This is a genomic window from Nocardioides exalbidus, assembly GCF_900105585.1.
Taxonomy (GTDB): Bacteria; Actinomycetota; Actinomycetes; order Propionibacteriales; family Nocardioidaceae; genus Nocardioides; species Nocardioides exalbidus.
This window is the reverse complement of sequence record NZ_FNRT01000002.1, coordinates 787,394-808,080: the sequence shown is the minus strand read 5'-3', so window position 1 is coordinate 808,080 and position 20,687 is coordinate 787,394. Positions and strand designations below refer to the sequence as shown.

Annotated in this window: 22 protein-coding genes; 12 read left to right on the top strand and 10 right to left on the bottom strand. The window is 72.1% G+C overall.

The features are described from left to right. Positions 1-9: 9 nt before the first annotated feature. Positions 10-1,917 carry a DUF4012 domain-containing protein gene (locus tag BLV76_RS04235; RefSeq protein ID WP_090968019.1) on the bottom strand — a complete coding sequence of 636 codons (1,908 nt, stop codon included), beginning with the start codon at positions 1,915-1,917 and terminating at the stop codon, positions 10-12. A gap of 51 nt (positions 1,918-1,968) precedes the next feature. Between BLV76_RS04235 and rfbA the strand changes: the two genes are divergently transcribed. The 5 genes from rfbA (at position 1,969) to BLV76_RS04210 (ending at position 6,126) form a co-directional block, all read left to right on the top strand. Then, positions 1,969-2,835, top strand: a complete 867-nt coding sequence (rfbA, locus tag BLV76_RS04230) for a glucose-1-phosphate thymidylyltransferase RfbA (protein WP_090968018.1) — start codon at positions 1,969-1,971, stop codon at positions 2,833-2,835. 108 nt (positions 2,836-2,943) lie between these two features. Beyond that, complete coding sequence (locus BLV76_RS04225; RefSeq protein ID WP_139306473.1) at positions 2,944-3,522, top strand: hypothetical protein; 579 nt, start codon at positions 2,944-2,946, stop codon at positions 3,520-3,522. Further along, positions 3,519-3,830, top strand: a complete 312-nt coding sequence (locus tag BLV76_RS04220) for a hypothetical protein (RefSeq protein ID WP_090968016.1) — start codon at positions 3,519-3,521, stop codon at positions 3,828-3,830. The genes BLV76_RS04225 and BLV76_RS04220 overlap by 4 nt, the downstream gene beginning before the upstream one ends. Next, entirely contained in the window at positions 3,827-5,590 is a 1,764-nt protein-coding gene (locus BLV76_RS04215) for an alpha/beta hydrolase (protein WP_090968015.1), read from the top strand. Before BLV76_RS04220 ends, BLV76_RS04215 begins: the two co-directional genes overlap by 4 nt. A gap of 11 nt (positions 5,591-5,601) precedes the next feature. Continuing rightward, a complete protein-coding gene (locus tag BLV76_RS04210) occupies positions 5,602-6,126 on the top strand; it encodes a hypothetical protein (RefSeq protein WP_139306472.1) in 525 nt (174 codons plus the stop codon). A 6-nt stretch (positions 6,127-6,132) separates the two neighbouring features. On the opposite strand, the gene BLV76_RS04205 is transcribed toward BLV76_RS04210, so the two are convergent. Next, positions 6,133-7,068, bottom strand: coding sequence for a GDP-mannose 4,6-dehydratase (locus BLV76_RS04205; RefSeq protein ID WP_245734529.1), 936 nt, complete (start codon positions 7,066-7,068; stop codon positions 6,133-6,135). After that, a complete protein-coding gene (gmd, locus tag BLV76_RS04200; RefSeq protein WP_090968013.1) occupies positions 7,065-8,045 on the bottom strand; it encodes a GDP-mannose 4,6-dehydratase in 981 nt (326 codons plus the stop codon). The genes BLV76_RS04205 and gmd overlap by 4 nt, the downstream gene beginning before the upstream one ends. A gap of 33 nt (positions 8,046-8,078) precedes the next feature. Between gmd and galE the strand changes: the two genes are divergently transcribed. The 3 genes from galE to BLV76_RS04185 all read left to right on the top strand — a co-directional run bounded on the left by galE (position 8,079) and on the right by BLV76_RS04185 (position 10,920). Beyond that, entirely contained in the window at positions 8,079-9,092 is a 1,014-nt protein-coding gene (gene galE / locus BLV76_RS04195; RefSeq protein ID WP_090968012.1) for a UDP-glucose 4-epimerase GalE, read from the top strand. Next, entirely contained in the window at positions 9,092-9,916 is an 825-nt protein-coding gene (locus BLV76_RS04190) for an N-acetylmuramoyl-L-alanine amidase family protein (RefSeq protein WP_090968011.1), read from the top strand. The genes galE and BLV76_RS04190 overlap by 1 nt, the downstream gene beginning before the upstream one ends. A 131-nt stretch (positions 9,917-10,047) precedes the next feature. After that, positions 10,048-10,920 (top strand): hypothetical protein, encoded by an 873-nt coding sequence (locus BLV76_RS04185; protein WP_139306471.1) that lies wholly within the window; start codon positions 10,048-10,050, stop codon positions 10,918-10,920. 46 nt (positions 10,921-10,966) lie between these two features. On the opposite strand, the gene BLV76_RS04180 is transcribed toward BLV76_RS04185, so the two are convergent. After that, positions 10,967-11,869 carry a dihydropteroate synthase gene (locus BLV76_RS04180; RefSeq protein WP_090968009.1) on the bottom strand — a complete coding sequence of 301 codons (903 nt, stop codon included), beginning with the start codon at positions 11,867-11,869 and terminating at the stop codon, positions 10,967-10,969. 31 nt (positions 11,870-11,900) lie between these two features. Here BLV76_RS04180 and BLV76_RS04175 point away from each other — a divergent pair, with 31 nt between their 5' ends. Continuing rightward, positions 11,901-12,578, top strand: a complete 678-nt coding sequence (locus tag BLV76_RS04175; protein WP_245734528.1) for a dihydrofolate reductase family protein — start codon at positions 11,901-11,903, stop codon at positions 12,576-12,578. On the opposite strand, the gene BLV76_RS04170 is transcribed toward BLV76_RS04175, so the two are convergent. Next, positions 12,579-14,510, bottom strand: a complete 1,932-nt coding sequence (locus tag BLV76_RS04170) for an adenylyl cyclase (protein WP_090968007.1) — start codon at positions 14,508-14,510, stop codon at positions 12,579-12,581. A gap of 101 nt (positions 14,511-14,611) precedes the next feature. Beyond that, the gene (locus tag BLV76_RS04165; RefSeq protein ID WP_090968006.1) at positions 14,612-15,142 is read right to left on the bottom strand and encodes a type 1 glutamine amidotransferase domain-containing protein; all 531 of its coding nucleotides are present in this window, start codon (positions 15,140-15,142) and stop codon (positions 14,612-14,614) included. 83 nt (positions 15,143-15,225) lie between these two features. On the opposite strand from BLV76_RS04165, the gene npdG reads away from it, so the two are divergent. After that, complete coding sequence (npdG, locus tag BLV76_RS04160; RefSeq protein ID WP_090968005.1) at positions 15,226-15,903, top strand: NADPH-dependent F420 reductase; 678 nt, start codon at positions 15,226-15,228, stop codon at positions 15,901-15,903. Here npdG and BLV76_RS04155 read toward each other — a convergent pair whose 3' ends face one another. Beyond that, entirely contained in the window at positions 15,904-17,079 is a 1,176-nt protein-coding gene (locus BLV76_RS04155; RefSeq protein ID WP_090968004.1) for an acyl-CoA dehydrogenase family protein, read from the bottom strand. Positions 17,080-17,335: 256 nt separating this feature from the next. Here BLV76_RS04155 and BLV76_RS04150 point away from each other — a divergent pair, with 256 nt between their 5' ends. Beyond that, a complete protein-coding gene (locus BLV76_RS04150; protein ID WP_090968003.1) occupies positions 17,336-17,983 on the top strand; it encodes a hypothetical protein in 648 nt (215 codons plus the stop codon). A 7-nt stretch (positions 17,984-17,990) separates the two neighbouring features. On the opposite strand, the gene BLV76_RS04145 is transcribed toward BLV76_RS04150, so the two are convergent. After that, positions 17,991-19,049, bottom strand: a complete 1,059-nt coding sequence (locus tag BLV76_RS04145; RefSeq protein ID WP_139306470.1) for a hypothetical protein — start codon at positions 19,047-19,049, stop codon at positions 17,991-17,993. Between the two features lie 31 nt (positions 19,050-19,080). Here BLV76_RS04145 and BLV76_RS04140 point away from each other — a divergent pair, with 31 nt between their 5' ends. After that, on the top strand, positions 19,081-19,485 hold the full coding sequence (locus BLV76_RS04140; protein WP_245734872.1) for a VanZ family protein: 405 nt from the start codon (positions 19,081-19,083) through the stop codon (positions 19,483-19,485). Here the strand turns inward: BLV76_RS04140 and BLV76_RS04135 are convergent. Both BLV76_RS04135 and BLV76_RS04130 read right to left on the bottom strand, forming a co-directional pair. Continuing rightward, the gene (locus tag BLV76_RS04135; protein ID WP_090968000.1) at positions 19,454-19,747 is read right to left on the bottom strand and encodes a PqqD family protein; all 294 of its coding nucleotides are present in this window, start codon (positions 19,745-19,747) and stop codon (positions 19,454-19,456) included. The genes BLV76_RS04140 and BLV76_RS04135 overlap by 32 nt on opposite strands. After that, a complete protein-coding gene (locus tag BLV76_RS04130) occupies positions 19,744-20,652 on the bottom strand; it encodes a nucleotidyltransferase family protein (RefSeq protein ID WP_090972294.1) in 909 nt (302 codons plus the stop codon). Before BLV76_RS04130 ends, BLV76_RS04135 begins: the two co-directional genes overlap by 4 nt. Positions 20,653-20,687: the final 35 nt, after the last annotated feature.

The window sequence follows — 20,687 nt, the reverse complement described above, 5'->3', positions numbered from 1 at the left end:
GCCCGGAGTCTAGGGTGCGACCGCGCCCGCCGCCGATCCGGTGAGCGTGAAGCTCGGCTGCGTCACCAATCCAGGGGAGTCGTACGTCGCGAGCCCGGCGCCGCTGCGCGTCCAGCCCTCCGGCAGTGCGTCGACGTCGTACCCGTCGGGCCACTGGACGGTGACCTTCAGCGCCTCGGGGGTGACCATGCCCTGCGGCGTCGCGTCGAGCCGGTAGGTCAGCGTGCCGTCACCGGGGGCGTCGGCGGCGGCAGGGACGACGTAGTCCAGGACGGCCTCGCGGGTCGCCCGCGGCGGCAGCACCAGCCGGAACAGCTTGTAGGGGCGGCCGTAGTAGTCGAACGTGTCGGTGCCCTGCGCCCTGCCGGCGGCGGTGGCGCCGGTGATCCGGGCTCCGTCGGGCAGGAACACGCCGACGGTCATGCCGTTCCAGCGGGTGCGCGGGCTGCCGCGGCGGGGGTCGCCGTAGATCTGGTTCTCGCCGTAGGGCGGGGAGTCGTTGAAGACCGAGACGGTCATCCGCACCTTCGCCGAGCCGTCCTCGCCCAGCGTCACCCGGCTGTCGACCGTGCGCTTCTGCCAGTAGTCCGACTTGGAGCGGTTGGTGTTCTGGTTGAAGACCGCGATGTAGTCGTTGTCGGTGTCGGAGAGCTCGCCGGACAGGCCGATGTCGGCGATCGCCGACTGCACGCCGGGGTCGCGCATCCAGAGCGCGAAGTGGCGGCCCTGCGCCGAGTCGCGCAGGGACTCGATCTTCGCCACGCCGTTGCCGGGCTCGAAGAGGCGCTCGGCGAAGACCGGGACGATCGCCCGGTTGAGGTCGTGGCGGGCGTCGTTGTCGGGGAAGGCGTCGTAGTCGCCGACCATCTTCTGGGTGAAGTTGTCCGCGTTGAGCTCGCCGTAGGTCGGGGCCTCGACCGGCCCGGTGATGCGCAGCATCTCGGCGAGCGCGACCACGTCGACGGCGATCACGCCGTCGGCCTCCTGGCCGGTGCGCCGCGCCCAGCCGCGCAGCAGCTCCTCGCCGGAGACCGACCAGTCGGGGGCGTAGGTCGCGGTGGAGATGCGCAGCTTGCCGTTGTGGAACGGGTTGCCCTCGACCTTCTCCCACCGTCCGACCTTGTAGAGGCGGGGGTCGGAGGTGTCGCGCGCCTCGCCGAGCGTGAGCCTGCCGCCCGAGACCTCCATCGGCGCGATGGTGAGCGGCGCTCCGCCCGAGAAGCGCTCCTCGGCCGGGTTGAGGAGCGTGAGCAGGTAGGTCCGGTCCTCGTCGACGCCCATCAGCGCCGGCAGCGCGTCGACCAGCGACGCGGCACGGCGGGCGCCCGACGCCAGCGGGGCGACGACGTCGCTGGCCTCGTCGCGTGCGTCGGCCAGCTGGGTGCCGATGCCGATCGCGGAGTCGCTCACCTGCGAGAGCTCGAGCTGGGCGTCGTCGAGCCTGGTGCTGGCGTCGCCGACCGCCTGCACGAGGCTGTCGAGGGCGTCGACGTCGACGGAGCGGTCGCCGAAGAGCGTGGCGTCCTTGCCGTGGATCGTCGGCCAGGCCCCGATCGCGATCTCGGCGGTGGCGGTCAGCTCGTCGAGCGCGTTGCCCAGGTGGCGTACGTCGGACACGGGCCCACCCAGGACCGGCACGAGGCTCCAGACGTCACCGCCGATGCCCTGCATCGCGCCCTGCACCTCGTCGGCGTGGCGGCGGGCGCTCTCGACGCTCGTGGTCGCGGCGCCGATGTCGCCGGCGCTGAGCGAGGCCTGCGCTGCCTCGAGGTCGGCCTTCGCGGCCTCGGCGTTGCCCGGCGCCTTGAGGAACGGGATGGCCAGCAGGCCCAGGACGACGACGAGGAGGAAGAGCGCACCGATGACGGTGGCCGGCCGGATCACCCGTCGCTTCGACGTGCGACGGGAGGACGGCATGCCCACATGGTGCCAAACAGTCGCCAGCGGCGTACGCCATAGTGTGCATCCATGCGCGGAATCATCCTGGCCGGTGGCACCGGCTCCCGACTGCACCCGATCACGCAGGGCATCAGCAAGCAGCTGGTCCCGGTCTACGACAAGCCGATGATCTACTACCCGCTCTCGACGCTGATGCTCGCGGGGATCCGCGACGTCCTGATCATCACCACGCCCCACGAGGCCGAGGGCTTCCACCGGCTGCTCGGCGACGGCTCGCAGTTCGGCATCAACCTGACCTTCGCGGTGCAGCCCAGCCCCGACGGCCTCGCACAGGCCTTCGTCATCGGCGCCGACCACATCGGCTCCGAGCGCTCGGCGCTGGTGCTCGGCGACAACATCTTCTACGGCTCGGGCCTCGGCTCGCAGCTGCTGCGGTTCAAGGACCTCGACGGTGCCGCCGTCTTCGGCTACCACGTCGCCGACCCGCGGGCCTACGGCGTCGTCGAGTTCGACGACCAGGGCCGCGCGCTGTCGCTGGAGGAGAAGCCGGAGCACCCGAAGAGCGACTTCGCGGTCCCGGGGCTCTACTTCTACGACAACGACGTGGTGCAGTACGCCGCCGAGCTGGAGCCGTCGGCGCGTGGCGAGCTGGAGATCACCGACCTCAACCGCCGCTACCTCGAGGAGGGCCGCCTCCACGTCGAGGTGCTGCCGCGCGGCACCGCCTGGCTCGACACCGGCACGTTCGACTCGCTCAACGACGCCTCCAACTTCGTGCGCACCATCGAGGGCCGGCAGGGCTTCAAGGTCGGCGCCCCCGAAGAGGTGTCGTGGCGCAACGGCTGGATGAGCGACGACGAGCTCGTGGCGCGCGCCGAGCCGCTGCGCAAGAGCGGCTACGGGGAGTACCTCCTCGGCCTGCTGAAGCACGGCTGACGCCGCCTCGGCACGCGATCTTCCCCAACCTGCGCCCGGCACGTTTCGACCCGGCGCGGGCGGGGGAGGTAGGGGTCACAGGACGACGCTCGCCACAGGAGGTCCCGGGTGCCCCAGTCAAGTGACCTGGAGTTCGTGCAGGGAGGCGCCGCCGAGCGCGCGGTCGCCGACGATCCCTTCTGGTCGACCGTGCTGCGCCGGCACGGCGACATCGACGTCGTCGTGCTCCCCCAGGAGCCGGCCGTCGAGCAGGTGGTGCCGGCCGACGAGCCCGAGGTCGACCCCGACCAGGCCCGGGCCGCGCTGCGCGGCCAGGCGGCTGCGTTCTGGAGTGAGCTCGGTCTCGACGCCGAGCCGACGCACGTCGACGACGTGTGGTTCGCCGGGGTCGCGCCCGGCACCCTGCGCTGGCAGGGCACCGCGACCTTCGAGCAGGTCGACCCGCTCCTGGCCTCCGCCGCCCTCGAGCGTGCGGAGCGCATCCTCGCCGCCGACGACGGCTGGCACACGCTCGTCCCCACCGACGGCCTGCCGCGGGTGATCGCCGGCCGGGCCGCGCAGCCCGGGCGCGAGGAGGTCCACGTCGTCCTCGCCTCGTCGACGCGCCTCGTGGTGCGGATGCGCTCGGCCCTGGTCCACGTCGGCGCCGTAGCGGCCGCCGCCTCCCTGGGGGGTGACGTCCGATGACGGAGCAGCTGGTCTGGGACCTGCAGGTCCTCCAGAAGGGCACGACCGGGTGGGAGTCGCAGGAGCGGCTGATGGACGCGACCGCCAAGGACTTCGGCGCCGCGTCGTCGGCGTCGCTGCCGCCGAGCGTGCAGGGCGCCGCGACGACGTTCCTGACCACGTGGGCAGGCCTCGCCGGTGAGAGCACCGCGATCGCGCAGGGCTTCGTCGGCGCGCTGAAGGCCACCGGCAACGACTACTCCACGACGGACGACGCCACCGATCGCCAGTTCAGCGACCTCGACGGACGGCTGGGGCCTGCGCGATGACGACCATCGAGGTCCCGGCGTCGGTGCCGGCACAGATCAAGAAGCCCGAGGGCGACCCGGGCGGCGTGGACGCCCTCGCCACCACGCTCTACACGGCGGCCGGACGCTACGAGGAGTTCGCCGACCGCTCGAAGGAGCTGCAGACCCTCGGCAGCTGGACCGGCAGCGCCTACGACGCCTACAAGGTGGCGTCCGGGAAGGCGTCCGGCGAGCACGCCGCCATGGGCACGACCGTGCGGCGCGTCGGGCGCGGCGTCACCTCGTTCGCCGACACCCTGCGCGACCTGCTCCGCGAGCACGAGGACCTCGTCGAGCGCAAGCGCACCCTGGACGACCGGCGCAACGCCCTCATCGCCGAGATCAACGCGGCCGCGGGCGCCACCGAGGCCGACATCGCGGCGTTCCGCCAGCGGGCCGCCGAGCTGCGCAGCGGGTACGCCGAGCTCGTCCGCGCCGACGACGACCTGCAGCGCCGCGTGCGCGACAACGAGACCCTGCTGCGCCAGGTCTTCCAGGCCGCCGACACGCTGGCCGAGTCGACCTCGGCCGACGGTGGCATCCCGCCGCTCGCCGAGGCGGCGATCAACCGTCCGGGCGCGCCCGGGAGCGGTGCCACGCCGGAGCAGACCAAGGCGTGGTGGGACGGCCTCACCGAGGCCGAGCGGGAGGCCGTGATCGCGGCCTACTCCGACCGCATCGGCCAGGGCAACGGCCTGCCGGCCGACGCCCGCGACCAGGCCAACCGGGTGCTGCTCGACGACGACCTCGCCCGCCTCGCCTCCAAGCAGGCCGACGGCACGATCTCAGAGGCCGAGCAGAAGGTGCTCGCCAACGCCGTGCAGGCGCGCGACTCCCTCGGCAACGCCGATGCCTACACCGATCCGCTCGACCCGAGCATCCGCCCGGGCGGCCAGCTCTGGCTCTACGACCCGGGGGCCTACGACGGCGACGGCCGCGTCGCGATCGCGGTGGGCGACCTCGACACCGCGCAGGACGTCGCCGTGTTCACCCCGGGCATCAACACGGACATGTCGGGCACCACCGGCTACACCGACAAGATGATGAACCTCTACGAGTCGACCCGCTACAACGGTGACGGCTCCAGCGTCGCCGCGATGTACTGGCTCGGCTACGACGCGCCGCACGGGCCGACCGACCTGGCCACCTTCACCGAGGGTCGCGCCGAGGACGGCGGGCGCCAGCTCTCCGAGGCGATCGACGGGCTGCGGGCCTCGCGCCCGGACGACCCCGCCCACCTCACGGCGATCGGCCACAGCTACGGCTCGACCACGACGGCGTACGCCACGCACAACAACGGCTCCGTCGACGACGTGGTGCTCATCGGCAGCCCGGGTGCGGGCCCGGCCGACACGGCCTCCGAGCTGGGACAGGGCAACGTCTACGTCGGTCGCGACAGCCGTGACTTCGTGGCGGTGCTCGGCGACGAGGGATGGATCGGGAAGTTCGGCCTCGGGCTCGGCACCGACCCGTCGTCGAAGGACTTCGAGGCGACCCGGTTCGCCGCCGAGGACGTCGACCGCAGCTGGATCCGCAACACCGGCGACGCCCACAGCTCCTACCTCGACAACGACTCCGAGTCGCTCTACAACATCGGCCGGGTCGTCGACGGCCACGGCGGCGACGTCAACGTCGTCGACCAGAGCTACGACCCGTGGTGGGGTCCGCCGCAGGACCCCGAGTGGGATCGCGAGCCGACGGCTGACCAGCCCGGGCGCTCGGACACGACCGCACGCCGGTGATGATGGAGGGCATGACCCGTCTCCCGCTGCGGCTGCTGCTCGTGCTCACCCTCGGGCTCGCCCTCGCGGCGTGCGGGGGCGGGCCGTCCTCCGAGGAGTCGGCCGACGCCCTGGCGTCGATGAAGAGCTCGGTCGACGACGAGCTGCGTGCGATGGCCGGCGTGCTCGACGCGTCCGGCCTGTCCGTCGAGCAGGCGACCGGGCGCGTCGACGACAAGGGCATGTCGACTCGTCGGGCCCAGGACTACCTCGCCCGGGCCGTGCTCGTCGGCTCCGGCGACGAGGCCGGCCAGGTCGAGCAGGCCGCCACCGCCCTCGAGGACGCCGGCTGGACCCGCAAGGCCGCCGGGCTCGACGCCGGCGAGGCCAACCCGTGGGTGCAGCTCGAGCGCGACGACTTCCGCACGACGATCGGCTGGACCAAGGTCGGTCCCCGCGAGCTCGCCCTCAGGCTCGACCAGGCCGGCGACGTCGAGGTCCCCGACGACACCCCGGTCGTCGACCGGGACAACTCCGAGGACATCCCGCTCGACTGACGCCGCCTACGAGAGGTCGGCGGTGACCATCCGTGCCACGAGCTCCTCGAAGCGGACCGTGGGCGCCCAGCCGAGCTCCTCACGGGCGCGGCTCGTGTCGCCGACGAGCTCGGTGGGGTCGGCGGGGCGGAAGAAGGCCTCGTCCTGGCGGACGAGCCCCTCCCAGTCGGTGATGCCGGCAGCGGCGAAGGCGGCGGCGACGAAGTCGCGCACGGAGTGGGCGCGGCCGGTCGCGACGACGTAGTCGGACGGCTGGTCGGCCCGCGCGGCCCGGACCATCGCGTCGACGTAGTCGGGCGCCCATCCCCAGTCGCGCCGTGCCTCGAGGTTGCCGAGCACGAGCTCGTCGGCCTCACCCCTCGCGATGGCAGCCACCGTCGAGGTGATCTTGCGGGTCACGAAGCGCTGGTGGCGCCGCGGCGACTCGTGGTTGTAGAGGATCGCGCTGGAGACGTGGAGGTCGCGCTGCCGGAAGACCCGCGCCGACAGGTGGGCGAACGCCTTGGCGGCGCCGTAGGGGTTCACCGGGGCGACCGGGGTGTCCTCGTCCTGGGGAGACTCGGCCGGTTCGCCGAAGATCTCGGCGCTGGAGGCCTGCACGAGGCGTACGTCGCCGAGCCGGTGCGCGGTCTCCATCAGCCCGACGGCGGCGTGGCCGTTGACCAGCGCCGTGGCGTCCGGCTCGTCCCACGACTGGGCGACCGAGCTGATCGCGGCGAGGTTGTAGATCTCGGTCGGCGCGAGGTCGAGCACGAGGCGCCGGGTCGACTCCACGTCGGTGAGGTCGCCGCGGTGCAGCACGACCGCCTCGGGGCAGTGGTCCGGGTGGCCGTCGGAGGTGAGGACGAGCGCGTGGACGTCGTACCCCTCGGCGACGAGGCGCTCCGCGAGGTAGGTGCCGTCCTGGCCGCCGATGCCGGTGATGAAGGCCCGGGCGGTCACCAGCCGGCCTTGAAGGCGGCGATGTCGCTGTCGACCATCATCGCGACGAGCTCGGCGAACGACACGGTGGGCGTCCAGCCGAGCTTGTCCTTCGCCTTGGAGGCGTCGCCGATGAGCAGCTCGACCTCGGCCGGGCGCATGAACCGCGGGTCCTGCTTGACCAGGTGCGCCCAGTCGTCGACGCCGATGTGCTGGAAGGCGAGGTCGAGGTAGTCGCGGATCGACCAGGTCTCGCCGGTGGCGATGACGTAGTCGTCGGCCTCGTCCTGCTGGAGCATCCGCCACATCGCCTCGACGTAGTCGCCGGCGAAGCCCCAGTCGCGACGCGCGTCGAGGTTGCCGAGGGTGATGTCGTCCTGCAGCCCGAGGTGGATCCGGGCGACGGCCTGGCTGATCTTGCGGGTCACGAACTCCGGCCCGCGGCGCGGGGACTCGTGGTTGAAGAGGATCCCCGACGAGGCGTGCATGCCGTAGGACTCGCGGTAGTTGATCGTCATGTAGTGGCCGTAGACCTTGCTCACGCCGTAGGGCGAGCGCGGCCAGAGCAGGGTGCTCTCCGACTGGGGCACCTCCTGCACCTTGCCGAACATCTCCGAGCTCGAGGCCTGGTAGAAGTGGATCCGCGACGGGTCGTCGCCGGCGTGGAGGCGGACGGCCTCCAGCATGTTGAGCACGCCCATCCCGGTGACGTCGCTGGTGACGAAGGCGTTCTCCCAGGAGTAGGCGACGAAGGAGATCGCGCCGAGGTTGTAGACCTCGGTCGGGTCGGCGTCGCGCATCGCGCGCATCAGGCTCGAGAGGTCGGTCAGGTCGCCGTTGTGGAGCTTGACGTCGGGGACCAGGCTCTCGACGAGCTCGCGCCGCGGGTTGTTCTGGCCGCGGATCAGCCCGTGGACGTCGTACCCCTTCCCGAGCAGCAGCTCGGCGAGGTAGAGGCCGTCCTGGCCGGTGATTCCGGTGATGAGTGCGCTGGGCATGTGGGCAGTCTGTCAGGCATCTAGGGTGACGGCATGAAGATCCTCGTCAGTGGCGGTGCCGGCTACATCGGCTCGCACACCGTCATCCAGCTCATCGCCGCCGGCCACGACGTGGTGATCGTCGACAACTTCGCCAACTCCCACCCGACGGTGCTGGGCAGGCTGGAGGCGCTCACCGGGACGCGCATCGTGGCGCACTCCTTCGACCTCACCGACCACGACAAGACCGAGCACCTCTTCGCCACCGAGGACTTCGACGGGGTCATCCACTTCGCCGGCCACAAGGCCGTCGGCGAGAGCGTGGAGAAGCCGCTCGACTACTACGAGAACAACCTCGGCTCGACCTTCTCCCTCGTTCGCGCGATGCAGCGCTACGACGTCGACAAGCTGGTCTTCTCGTCCAGTGCCACGGTCTACGGCGAGGACCAGGCCGCCGCGACCGAGGACCGCCGGACCTACGCCACCAACCCCTACGGCTGGACCAAGGTGATGCAGGAGCAGATCCTGCGCGACGTCGCCGTGGCCGCGCCGCAGATGCGCTTCGCGCTGTTGCGCTACTTCAACCCGGTCGGCGCGCACCCCTCCGGCACGATCGGCGAGGACCCGTCCGGCATCCCGAACAACCTGGTGCCCTTCATCGCCCAGGTCGCGGTCGGCAAGCGCGACCGGCTGATGGTCTTCGGTGACGACTACGACACCGTCGACGGCACCGGCGTGCGCGACTACATCCACGTCGAGGACCTCGCCGCCGGGCACATCGCCGCCCTCGAGGCGCTGTCGACGTCGGACGTCGCCGTGCACACCTGGAACCTCGGCTCCGGGAAGGGCACCTCGGTGCTCGAGATGCTCCGGGCCTTCGAGAAGGTCGTGGGTCGCGAGCTCCCCTACGAGGTCGTCGCCCGCCGCCCCGGCGACATCGCGACGTCCTACGCCGACCCGTCCAAGGCCAACGCCGAGCTCGGCTGGAGCACGAAGAAGACGATCGACGACATGTGCGAGGACGTCTGGCGCTGGCAGTCCCAGAACCCCCAGGGCTTCTCGGGCTGATGCGCCGCCTCGTCGCGGTCGTCCTCGGGGTCGTGCTCCCGCTGGCGGCGGGCGCCGTCCCCGGCGCTGCTCGGGCGGACCACGGGCCGCCCGAGCGACGGCATGCCGGTGCCCCGGCGTCCACGAGGGTGTCCGAGTCCGTCCCGGTCGGTGCCCGGCCGCTCGAGGGGAAGGTGATCGTGATCGACCCCGGCCACCAGCTCGGCAACCAGCACTTCCCCGAGCAGATCAACCGGCAGGTGCCGGCCGGCGGCTTCACGAAGCCGTGCAACACGATGGGCACGGCGACCGACGGCGGCTACCCGGAGGCCACCTTCACCTGGCAGGTCTCCCGCGTCCTCGCCGAGCGGCTGCGCAAGCAGGGCGCCACCGTCAGGCTCACCCGCCACAGCAACCGCCAGGACCGCTGGGGCCCGTGCGTCGACGTCCGCGGGCGGGCCGGCAACGCCATCGGCGCCGACCTGAAGCTGTCGATCCACGGTGACGGCTCCTACGCCGCAGGCGCCCGCGGGTTCCACGTCATCGCCCCGGCCGACCGCGCGCCGTGGACCGACGACATCTTCGCGACCTCGCAGCGCCTCGCCCGGGCGGTGAAGGCAGGCCTGCTGGGGCGTGACTTCGTCGTCGCCACTTACGTCGCCGGCGGCGACGGCCTCGACGTCCGCTCGGACCTCGGCACCCTCAACCTCAGCGACGTACCCACCGTGATGGTCGAGCTCGGCAACATGCGCAATCCCGCCGAGGCCCGCGTGATGACGTCGGCGCGGGGACGCGAGCGTTACGCCCGCGGCCTCGTCGCCGGGGTGCGGGAGTTCCTCGACTGAGCACCATGCAGGCAGTTCGGCTCGGAAGCTATTCGGTCGAACGTGGCAGGTGAGGCGGTAACCGCGAACTGCCTTCGTGGTGCCTGTGGATGACGCCTGCAGGCGGGCTTCGTCGCTGAAAGCCTGTGGGCATGGACCCTGTCGAGGCGCTGCGCGAGCTCGGCGGCGTCGCGACCTTCGGTGAGCTGATCGCCTGCACCACGCGCTCGGAGCTCGACCGGGCAGTCCACCAGAGCCGCATCCTCAAGCCGCGGCACAACAGGTACTGCCTCTCCACCGCTGATGCGACGAGGCGAGCGGTCGCCGCGACGGGCGGCACCGCGTCACACCTGAGCGCTGCCCAGGAGTTCGGCTGGAAGCTCAAGCACGATCCGGTGAAGCCGTGCATCACCTTGCCTCGCAGCGCCCGCAAGCCGTCCGGCAGCTACGAGCTCCACTGGGCAGACCTCTCCGACCGGGAGCGGCGCCGGAACGTCACGTCCAGGACGCGCACCGTCATCGACTGCGCGAGGTCGTACGACTTCGACGTCGCGCTGTCGGTCGCTGATTCGGCACTCCGGGAGGGCATCCTCGACCAGGACGACCTGCTCGTCGCCGCTGCCAGGAGCCCACGCACCGGCAGGGCACGTGCCCAGCGAGTCGCGCAGCACGCCTCGCGGCTGCGCGCCAACCCGTTCGAGTCGTGCCTCTACGCGATCGCGATCACCGTCCTCGGACTGTCGGTGAAGCCGCAGGGTCACGTGCCCGGGTTGGGGTTCGTCGACCTGCTCGACCGTGTGCTCGGCATCGTGATCGAGGCCGAGTCGCTCGAGCACCACTGGACCAGGGCTGGTCTCCAACGTGACGTCGATCGATACACGACGGCTGCCCGACTCGGGCTGGTCGTGGTCCGCTTCACGTGGGCCGACGTGATGCACCACCCGGACGACGTTGCGACCGCCCTGGCGGACGTCGTCGAGTGGCGCACCATGCAGGCAGTTGGACGGCACGGCCTCGCGGCGTGAGCGTGATGGCGAAGCTGGGCTCACCAACTGCCTTCCTGGTGCTCGGTCAGCGGACCTCGAGCATCTCCAGGCCGCGGAGGACCACTCGGAGGTGGGAGACCTCGTGGATGCGCAGGAGGTGGGTGCCGCCGAGGGCGGCGAACATGGCGTAGAAGCCCTCGGCCTTGCGGAACTCGTCACCGAAGATCTCGTAGGTGTGGGGGACCACGTTGCAGACGGGCACGCCGAGGGGGCGGAGGCGGAACGTCTGGGTGAGGACCCGCGTCTGGTGGCGCGAGCGCGTCATCGGGTCCATCAGGTTGCCGTAGACGAAGCCCATGCCGGGGTCCACGACGACCTTGTCGACGCCGAGCTCGCGGGCTCGGGCCAGGCGCGGGGTGAAGTGGTCGACGAGGACCGGCATCGGGTCGGCGTCGGGCGGGACGTCGGCGACCTCGCGGACGTTGGCGGTCTCGCCGAAGCACATGACGACGGCGGCGTCGTACTCCGCGGCGAGGGTGAGCATCTCCTCCTCGTGCTGGCGCCCGGTCATGTTGAGGACCCGCGCGCCGGCGTCGAGGCAGGCGCGGACGACGGCCGGCTCGTAGGTCTCGACCGAGACGACCGCGTCCTGGACGAGGCCCTTCACGGCGGGCACGAGCATGGCGATCTGGTCCTCGGGCGAGACCCGGAGGGTGCCGGAGTTGCTCGACTCCGCGCCGAGGTCGATGATCTGCGCCCCCTGGGCCGCCTGGATCCGGCCCATCCGGACGGCGTCGTCCGGGCTGGTCGCGACGCTCTCCTTGTAGCTCGAGTCGCGGGAGAGGTTGACGCAGCCCATCAGCGTCACCGCGCCGTCACCGATCGTGACCGACCCGTGCGGTCCGTCGATGACCACCGGGGCGACGGGGCTGGCCCAGTCGTCGCCGTGGGCGTTCTGGAGCGCGGCCAGGTCCGCAAGGGTGATCACGCTGGTCAGGGTAGGCGGCAGGATGAAGCCCGTGACCGGACACCTCGAGATCCAGCGCCTGGCCGACCTGTCCGACGACGAGCTCGTCGCGGCCTACGCCCCGCGCAGCGGGCCCTGGCTGCGGGTGAACTTCGTCAGCACCGTGGACGGTGCGGCCACCGGCTCCGACGGGCTCAGCAAGAGCATCAACGACGACGCGGACGGCCGGGTCTTCGACGCCCTGCGGTCGCGTGCGGACTGCCTCGTGGTCGCGGCCGGCACGCTCCGTGACGAGGGGTACGACGTCCCGCGGCTGCCGCTCGTCGTCGTGACCCGCTCGGGTGACGTCCCGCCCAAGCTCCGGGACGCGCCGCCCGGTCGCATCCTGATGGCGACGGTGGCGACGGCCGACGGGTTGGCCGAGGCAAGGCACGTCCTCGGCGAGGGCAACGTCATGGTCCTGGGCGAGGAGGAGATCGACCTGGCCGCCCTCAAGGCGCAGCTCGCCGACCGCGGCTGGGACGAGCAGCTGTGCGAGGGCGGGCCTTCGCTGTTCGCGGACCTGCTGGCGGCCGGGGTCGTCGACGAGCTGTGCTGGACGGTCGTGCCGCGGCTGCTCGGGGGCGACGGTCCGCGGATCGCCACCGGTGCCGATGTCGACGTCGCCCTGCGCCCCGTCCTGCTGCTCGAGCAGGACGGGACGCTCCTGGGTCGCTGGCTGGTGGAGTAGTCAGCCCACTGCCGGGTAGTCGACGACGAAGCTCGGCGTGCCGGAGCGGGTGCTGTCGACGCGGTCGCCGACCCCGTTGACGACGTGCTCGATGCTGCCGGCGTCGAGGTTGACCGTCATCACGTGGTGCAGGCGTACGCCGTCGCGCTCGGGCACCTCGAAGCCGTTCTCGGTGGTGATCGAGGGGTCGTTGCGGTTGAAGACGTAGACCCCGCCGCCGAAGAGCTGGTGGCGCGTGACCCGGTCGGTCACCCGGTAGCCGGGCCAGCCGAGCGTGCCGTCGGGCTGGGTCCAGTCCGCCTGCGAGGGCGGGTCGTAGGGCAGCTCGTTCTGGTAGAGCACGACGTGGCCGTCCTCGCCGTTCCAGACGGTGTTGTCCTGCTGGAAGTGCTCGACGAAGAGCCCGGTCGCCCTCACCCGGTCGCCGTCGACGACCACGCCGACGCGCCCGGTGTTGGTGTTCCATCGGTCGGTGTCGCCGGCGACGCCGGCGGTGAAGCCCTCGACGCCGTGGTCGGCGCGCCACACCCAGATGTGGTCGATGAGGACGTCGTCGGCGTCGACGACCAGTGCCGTGTCGACCTTGCCGACGTGGGGACCGCCGACGCGGAAGTAGACATCGTTGAGCGTGGTGCTCGGGGTCGTGGTGCGGCCCTTCCGCCAGTGGCCGTGCCCGTGGCCCCGCCCGCCCTCGATGCGCATGAGGTTGCGCGAGAGGCCGGTGCCGGCGTCGATGGTGACCCCGGCGACGACGACGCCGCGGGCGTGGGAGTCCACGACGACCGGGGTCGCTCCGCGCGTGGCGGTGAGGGTCGCGTGGCCGAGGCCGAGCACCACCGTGTCGCTGCGCCGGATCACCAGGCTGCGGTCGACGTCGTACACGCCGGGGGTGAGCAGCAGGTTCTTGCCGCGGGCGAGCGCCTTCGCGATCTCCTTCGCCGACTGCTCGGGCGAGGCGACGTGGAACGCCGACAGCGGGAGGTCGCGGCCGGCGGCCCGGCCGGTCGTCCAGTCCGGGCCGACGGAGTCCGTGCGGGCGTCCGGCACCCGGACGCGCCACGCGCCCGCCTGGTCGACGTACAGGAACGGCTTCTCCCGGCTCAGCGGCGTGCGGTCGAGTGTCGTGTAGGTCTCGGTCGGGAAGCTCGCCTCGGACGGGGCGCCGGTCGTGCCGGCGAAGACCTGGTTCCACACGCCGTTGGACCACGCGCCGACCTCGCTGTTGCGGGTCAGCCACTGCTGCTGCGAGCCGTTGATGACGGTGCCCGCACGCGAGTCGGCGAGGTAGCCGCCCGAGGCGAACTGCGGCCCAGCGGTGCAGTAGTCCATCAGCGAGAGGTCGCCGCCGCGGATGTCGACCCGGCGCAGCGACGCGGCCTGGGACGTGGCCCAGAAGTTCGCCGTCGTGCGGCAGCCGTCCTGGCCGGCGCCGTTGACCTGGATGGTGAGGTTGGACAGCGAGCGCCAGAAGTTGTTGAGCGCGACGCAGTAGGGCGTGGTCGGCCCGTCGGTGAGGCAGCGGTTGTAGACCTCGACCTTGCCGTTGACCACGGTGTCGGACGGCGACGCGCCGAGCCCGGCGACCTCGGTGTAGTAGCCGACCTTGATCTGGAGCGGCTCGGCGTCGGTGCCGTAGGTGCCGGGCCGGAACAGCAGCGCCCACCGCTCGGACGACATCTCCGCGTCGACCTGCTGGGCGTAGATCTCGTCGGCCTTCGCCTGGATCTCGGCGACCGGCATCGAGTCGTCGAAGACGATCGTGCGGGGGCCGAGGTCGACCGGGCCCTGCGACGGCGGGTGAGCCGGCGGGTGGTGGTCGCGACCGGCGACGGCGCTGGGGGCCGAGGCGATCGGCGCGAGGCCGACCACCCCGAGGACCAGGGCCGTGACGACGGCTCGCAGGGGAGTACGGCGACGTGGCTGGCGTGGCATGGGGGACGACCCTTCCCGAGTGTGAGAGCGCTTCCACCCGGAGTCTCGCACGCATGTGTGACGAGCGCCACACCTACGACGTCGCCGTGTGCGGGCGTGGCTCAGTCTGTCGGCAGCGCCGCCAGTAGGGCGTGGTTGAACGCGGGGATGTCGTCCGGGTTGCGGCTGGTGATGAGGTTGCCGTCGACGACGACCTCCTCGTCGACCCACTCGCCGCCGGCGTTGCGGATGTCGGTCTGCAGGCTCGGCCAGCTGGCGAGCCTCTTGCCCCGGACCCGGTCGGCCTCCACGAGGGTCCACGGTGCGTGGCAGATCGCCGCGACGGGCTTGCCGGAGTCGACGAAGTCGCGGATGAACGCCACCGCCTCCTCGTCGCCCCGCAGGGCGTCGGGGTTGGCGACGCCGCCGGGCAGGACGAGGGCGTCGTAGTCGCCGATCGAGACGTCGCTGACGCGGCGGTCGATGCGCTGGGTGCTGGACTTGTCGAGGTGCTCGAAGAGCTGGACCTCGCCCTCGTCGAGCGACACGAGCTCGGCGGTGTGGCCGGCGTCGACCACGGCCTGCCACGGCTTGGTCAGCTCGACCTCCTCGACGCCCTCGGATGCGGTCAGGAATGCGATGCGCTTGGCCATGCCCCCACGCTCGCTCGCCCGGTCGAGCGCGACAACACACGTCGGGGTGAGGCCTCTGCGACGAGGGCGCTAGCGTCGGCGGCGTGAGCGACACCGACCAGGCCCCCGCGCTGTCCGACCTGACCATCGCCGTCCTCGGCGGCACCGGGCCCCAGGGCCGCGGGCTCGCACGGCGCTTCGCCGGCGCCGGCCTCGACGTCGTGCTCGGGTCGCGCGACGCCTCCCGCGCCGCCGAGACGGCGCAGACGCTGTCCGCGGTCGGGAAGGTGCGCGGGGCGAGCAACGCCGAGGCGGCAGCGGCCGGAGACATCGTGCTGGTCGTGGTGCCGTGGGACGGCCACGCGGAGCTGCTCGCGTCGCTGGTCGACGTGCTGGCCGGCAAGGTCGTCGTCGACTGCGTCAACCCGCTCGGCTTCGACAAGCAGGGCGCCTACGCGCTCCCCGTCGAGGAGGGCTCAGCGACCCAGCAGGCCGCCGCGATCCTGACGGAGTCGCGGGTGGTCGGCGCCTTCCACAACGTCAGCGCGGTGCTGCTCGAGGATCCCGAGGTCGAGCGGATCGACACCGACGTGCTGGTGCTCGGCGACGACCGCGAGGCGACCGACCTCGTGCAGTCGCTCGCGGACGTGGTGCCCGGGATGCGCGGGATGTACGGCGGCCGGCTCCGCAACGCGCACCAGGTCGAGGCGCTGACCGCCAACCTGATCGCGATCAACCGCCGCTACAAGGCGCACGCCGGGGTGCGCGTCACCGACGTCTGATCAGCCGATCAGGCCGCTGTTGTCCTTCGCCAGCGAGCGGGAGATGACCATCCGCTGGATCTGGTTGGTGCCCTCGAAGATCTGCATCACCTTCGCCTCGCGCATGTAGCGCTCGACGGGGAAGTCGCGCGTGTAGCCGTAGCCGCCGAGCACCTGGACGGCGTCCGTGGTGACCTTCATGGCGTTGTCGGTGGCGACGAGCTTGGCGATCGACGCCTCGCGGGAGAACGGCAGCCCGGCGTCGCGGAGGCGGGCGGCGTGGAGCATGGTCGCGCGGGCGGACACGATCGCGGCCTCCATGTCGGCGAGCACGAAGGCCAGGCCCTGGTGGTCGATGATCTTCGTCCCGAAGGTCTCCCGCTCACGGGCGTACGCCGTCGCCGCGTCGAGGGCGCCCTGGGCGAGGCCGGTCGCGACCGCGGCGATGCCGAGGCGGCCGGAGTCGAGGCCGGCGAGCGCGATCTTCAGGCCCTCGCCCTCGGCGCCGAGCCGGCGCTCGACGGGCACCCGGACCTGGTCGAAGCGCATCGTCGCCGTGGCCGAGCCGGTGAGCCCCATCTTGCGCTCGGGCGGGTCGGCGGACAGGCCCTCGGCGTCGGCCGGGACCAGGAAGCAGGAGATGCCCGCCCCTCGAGAGGCGCCGGCGTCGTCCGACGTCCGGGCCATCACCTTGTAGAAGTCGGCGTGTCCACCGTGGGTGGTCCAGGCCTTGGCGCCGTTGATGACGTACTCGTCCCCGTCGAGCTTCGCGATGGTTCGCATCGCGGCCGGGTCGGAGCCCGCGTGCGGCTCGGAGAGGCAGTAGGCGCCGAGCAGGTCGCCGGAGAGCATGTCGGGCAGCCACTCGGCGCGCTGCTCGTCGGTGCCGTAGTAGGCGAGGCCGAAGCAGGACAGCGCGTGCACCGAGACCCCGACGCCGACCGAGGCCCACACCGCCCCGATCTCCTCCAGCACCTGGAGGTAGACCTCGTAGGGCTGCTCGCCGCCGCCGTGCTCCTCGGGATAGGGCAGGGACAGCAGGCCTGCCTGGCCGAGCATCCGGAAGACGTCGCGCGGGAAGGTCTCGGTCGCCTCCGCCTCCGCCGAGCGGGGCGCGAGCTCCTTCGTCGCGATCTCGCGGGTCAGGGCGAGCAGGTCGCGGGCCTCGTCGGTGGGCAGCTGGCGGCGGGCGGTCATGTGGCGGACGTTACCTCCGGTGCCGGCGCCGGGCGCGATCGAGGAGGCCGAGCTGTGGCCACGAGGGCAGCCGTGGCCGCACTGGGTGTTCAGCCACACGTGTACGGGTCGGTCGGGATCTGATCAGTACACGTGCGGCGGAACACCCAGCGCGCGGACACCTGCCCTCGTCCGGCAGCGTGGCGGCCCAGAGAGGGGGCGGGTCCGCCTGTGGAGAACGCCCCACGGTCGATCGGGCGGACCTAGGTTCTCGCGCATGGAGCTCTGGACCGAACGGCAGGCGACGAGGCACCTCGCGGTCCCCGGGGTCGGTCGCGACGGCGCCCGCAGTGCGTTGAAGGCGGGTGTCGCTGGACGCCCGCTCGAGGTGAGCAACGCGCTCCTCTACGACGCGGATGCCGTGCGTGGCGCGCTGGGCAGGATGGACCCGCCGTGCGAGCTGCGGCTGCGGACGCGCCGGCCGATCTTCGTCGCACGCGTGTGCCCGCGCATCGCGGACGTCGAGTCGGGCTGGCGGTCGTGGCGTGGAGCAGATGTGCTCGCACCGCGTCCCGAACAGCTCGACGCTGCGCGCGGCTGGTGGCACCTGGGCGAGCGGACGAGGAGGCTGGTCAGGATCCTCGGGCCGGAGCGTGGCGTGCCTTTCGTCGTCACCTGCGGCGGGATCGTCGTGCTCGGCGCCGAGATCACCGGCATCGACCACGACCTGGTGGCCGAGGGCACGGCCATGAGCGAGGGCCGGCGCTCGTCGTCGCGTCAGGGCGGCGGCTACAGCCGCCTCGCGCGAGCCTTCGTGCTGGACGACCCCGGCGCCTGGTTCGACGGTCAGCTCGGTCGGCGGTTCACGCTCGGCCCGGGAGGGCCGTTCCGGGTGGTCTTCAGCCGGGGACCGGCCGGGACGTAGAGCTGGGTCACGCCGGGGGACGCACCATGCCGGCCTCGGCCATGACCGCGAGGGCGTCGGCGACGAGCGCCGGCGCCTCCGGGTGGGCGCCCCAGAGGGCCTCCGCCTCGGCGACGAGGTCGTCGACCGACTGCGGCGACGCGAGGGCCAGCCAGACCACGACGCCGAGGCCGGCCAGCACGTGGACCCGGTCGTCGACCATCAGGACCAGCTCGTCGTCGTACTCCACCGCGTCGCGCCACGCGGCGCGGGTCCATGCGCCGACGACGGGTTCGCCCACCTCGGCGGAGGGGTGGTGCAGCCGGGCCGGCGGCGGCTGGCCCTCGAGGTCGAGCAGGTCGACGAGGTCGTCGATCCAGCTCTCGAACTCGGTGTAGCTCAGGCCCCACACGCCTCCGCAGGCGTCGATCGTGTCGGCGAGGCGCAGGATCGGGTGGTCGAGCCGGGCGAGCGAGGACGTCTGCTCGACGATCTCGGCGATCGCGTGCGCCTGGTCGAGCGGCACCAGGCCGTCGTCGTCGGTGCCCCGGTGCAGGAGCACGATGCGGTGGAGCCAGGCCTCGTCGGGCGGTAGGACGAGGCCGAGGTCGTCGGGGGAGAGCGACTCCTTGTGCAGCGGCACGAGCGGGTCGGTGATCACGGACAGCGGCTTCGGGTGGGCGTGCACGCCGAGCCGGTCGTCGATCGAGGTGGTCTCGTCGGAGAGGTAGCCCAGCCGCGCGGCCAGGAGGCGGATCGCGGTCGTCTTGCCCGATCCCGACGGCCCGATGACGGTGAGCGTGCGGCCCTCGTCGTCGGCGACGGCGCCGGCATGCAGGTTGATCCGCCGGCCCGCGGTGGCATCGAGCGCCGCGAGCGTCACGCGGGTGGTGACCGCGTAGTCATGGGCCACCTCGTCGTCCGAGGCGATCTCCGAGGCCTCGATCGAGGTGACCGCCGGCTGGTCGGTGAGGGCGCGGCTCCACTGCCGTCGCAGGCGTGCGGCGGTGTCACCGGTGGCGGGGATCCCCACCGGGACGCCGAGGGCGTCCACGACGACCTCGTCCGGCTGGCCCACGTCAGTCACGTGGCAAGCCTAGGGTGTCCGCGTGGGCTGGATGCGCGACCGTCGGGTGCTGGCCGGACTCGCAGCGGCGTACGTCGTCGCGCTGGCCGTGCTGGTCGGTGGCCCGTGGGGCTGGGCGCTCAACCGGCTGACGGTGCGGTTGTACGTCCTCTTCCGCTACGACGTGCCGATCGCACCCGGTGGGGCGCTGCCGGAGCACTACGGCGTGCTGCTCAACGTCGTGCTGTTCGTGCCAGTGGGTGCACTGATCGTGGTGGTGCTCGGGCGCCGGTGGTGGTGGGCCACCGTCGCCGCGGCAGCGCTGTCGGGTGCGATCGAGCTGGTGCAGCTGGCGTTCCTGGCCCGCGAGGCCAGCTGGGGCGACGTCGTCGCCAACACCGCCGGTGCCCTGGTCGGGGCGCTCGTCAGCGATCTTCTTCGTCGGCGAGCCGGATGATCACGAGCTGGTCGACCAGGTCGAACACGTCGTCCCTGATGTCCGCGGCGTCGGTCTCCGACAGCTCGGCCGCGCGCTCGGTGATCTCGTCGATCGTCCCGCCCTCCGCGAGCGCGAGCCACACGATGCACCCCGAGCCCTCGAGCAGGATCGGCGGGCCGCCGGGCACGCGGGTCATGTATGCCACCGGCAGGTCGCCGCCGTCGAGGTCGTCCTGGCTGACCCACGCGACGTCGTCGGCGATCCGGTAGTGCAAGGTCACCGTTTCCTCACCCGCGCCTCCCACTGCGAGCGCGCCCGCGAACGGACCTCGTCCCTCGCCTTCTGCAGGCGCTCGCGCTGCTTGGCACGGATCTCCTCCTTGGTCGGAGGCCGTCCGAGCTCCATCCTCAGGTGGTCCTGGTTCACCCGCATCGCGGCGGTCAGCAGGTGCGACTTGGCGCGGACGCCCCGGGCGGCCGCCCACCGTGCCCGCCACTCGCCGATCCGGGTGCCGCCCTCGAGGAAGTGGCGCCAGAGGAGGTACGTCGGGTCGTCGCGGTGCTGCTCGAGCTCGCCGATGCCGGCGGCGAGCGCGACCTCGGCGCCGAGCTCGGCGGCCAGGGACCGGACGTCCGCCTGCTGCTCGGCATCGGCGGCCTCCCAGGCGTACTGGACGTCCGTGGTGCCTCCGGAGCGGGCGGAGTGCAGCACGAGGATCAACCGCTGGGCGGCGGTTCCGGGCACCGGGCACGGCCGGTGGGCGATGGGGTGATGGATCAGGTCGCGGGCGAAGATGTCGAAGGCGTGCTCGGCGTCGACGGTCACGCCGGGCCAGTGCAGGTGCACGTCGACCCAGCCCCAGTCGTCGTGCCACCAGTTGGCGGCGTGGGCGAAGACCGAGCCTGCGGCGAAGGTCGTGCGCTGCTCCCAGCCGCTCGACTCGAGCGCCGTCACCAGCGCGGGCAGGTGGCGCGGCCGGACCAGCACGTCGACGTCGCTGGAGTGGCGACCCGGCTCGCGCAGGCCCGGCAGCACGGCCGGTCCCTTGAGGTGGAGCAGGTCGACACCGTGCAGGTCGGCGAGCGCCTGGACGACGGTGTGGGACAGGTGGACGCGTGCTGCGATGGGGATCGCGCCGAGAGCGTCGTCAGTGGGCTCGTCGCCCGTCGGGTCGTGCTCGTCCACGCCTCACCTCCCGCCTGCCTACCGCCGTCCGGCCT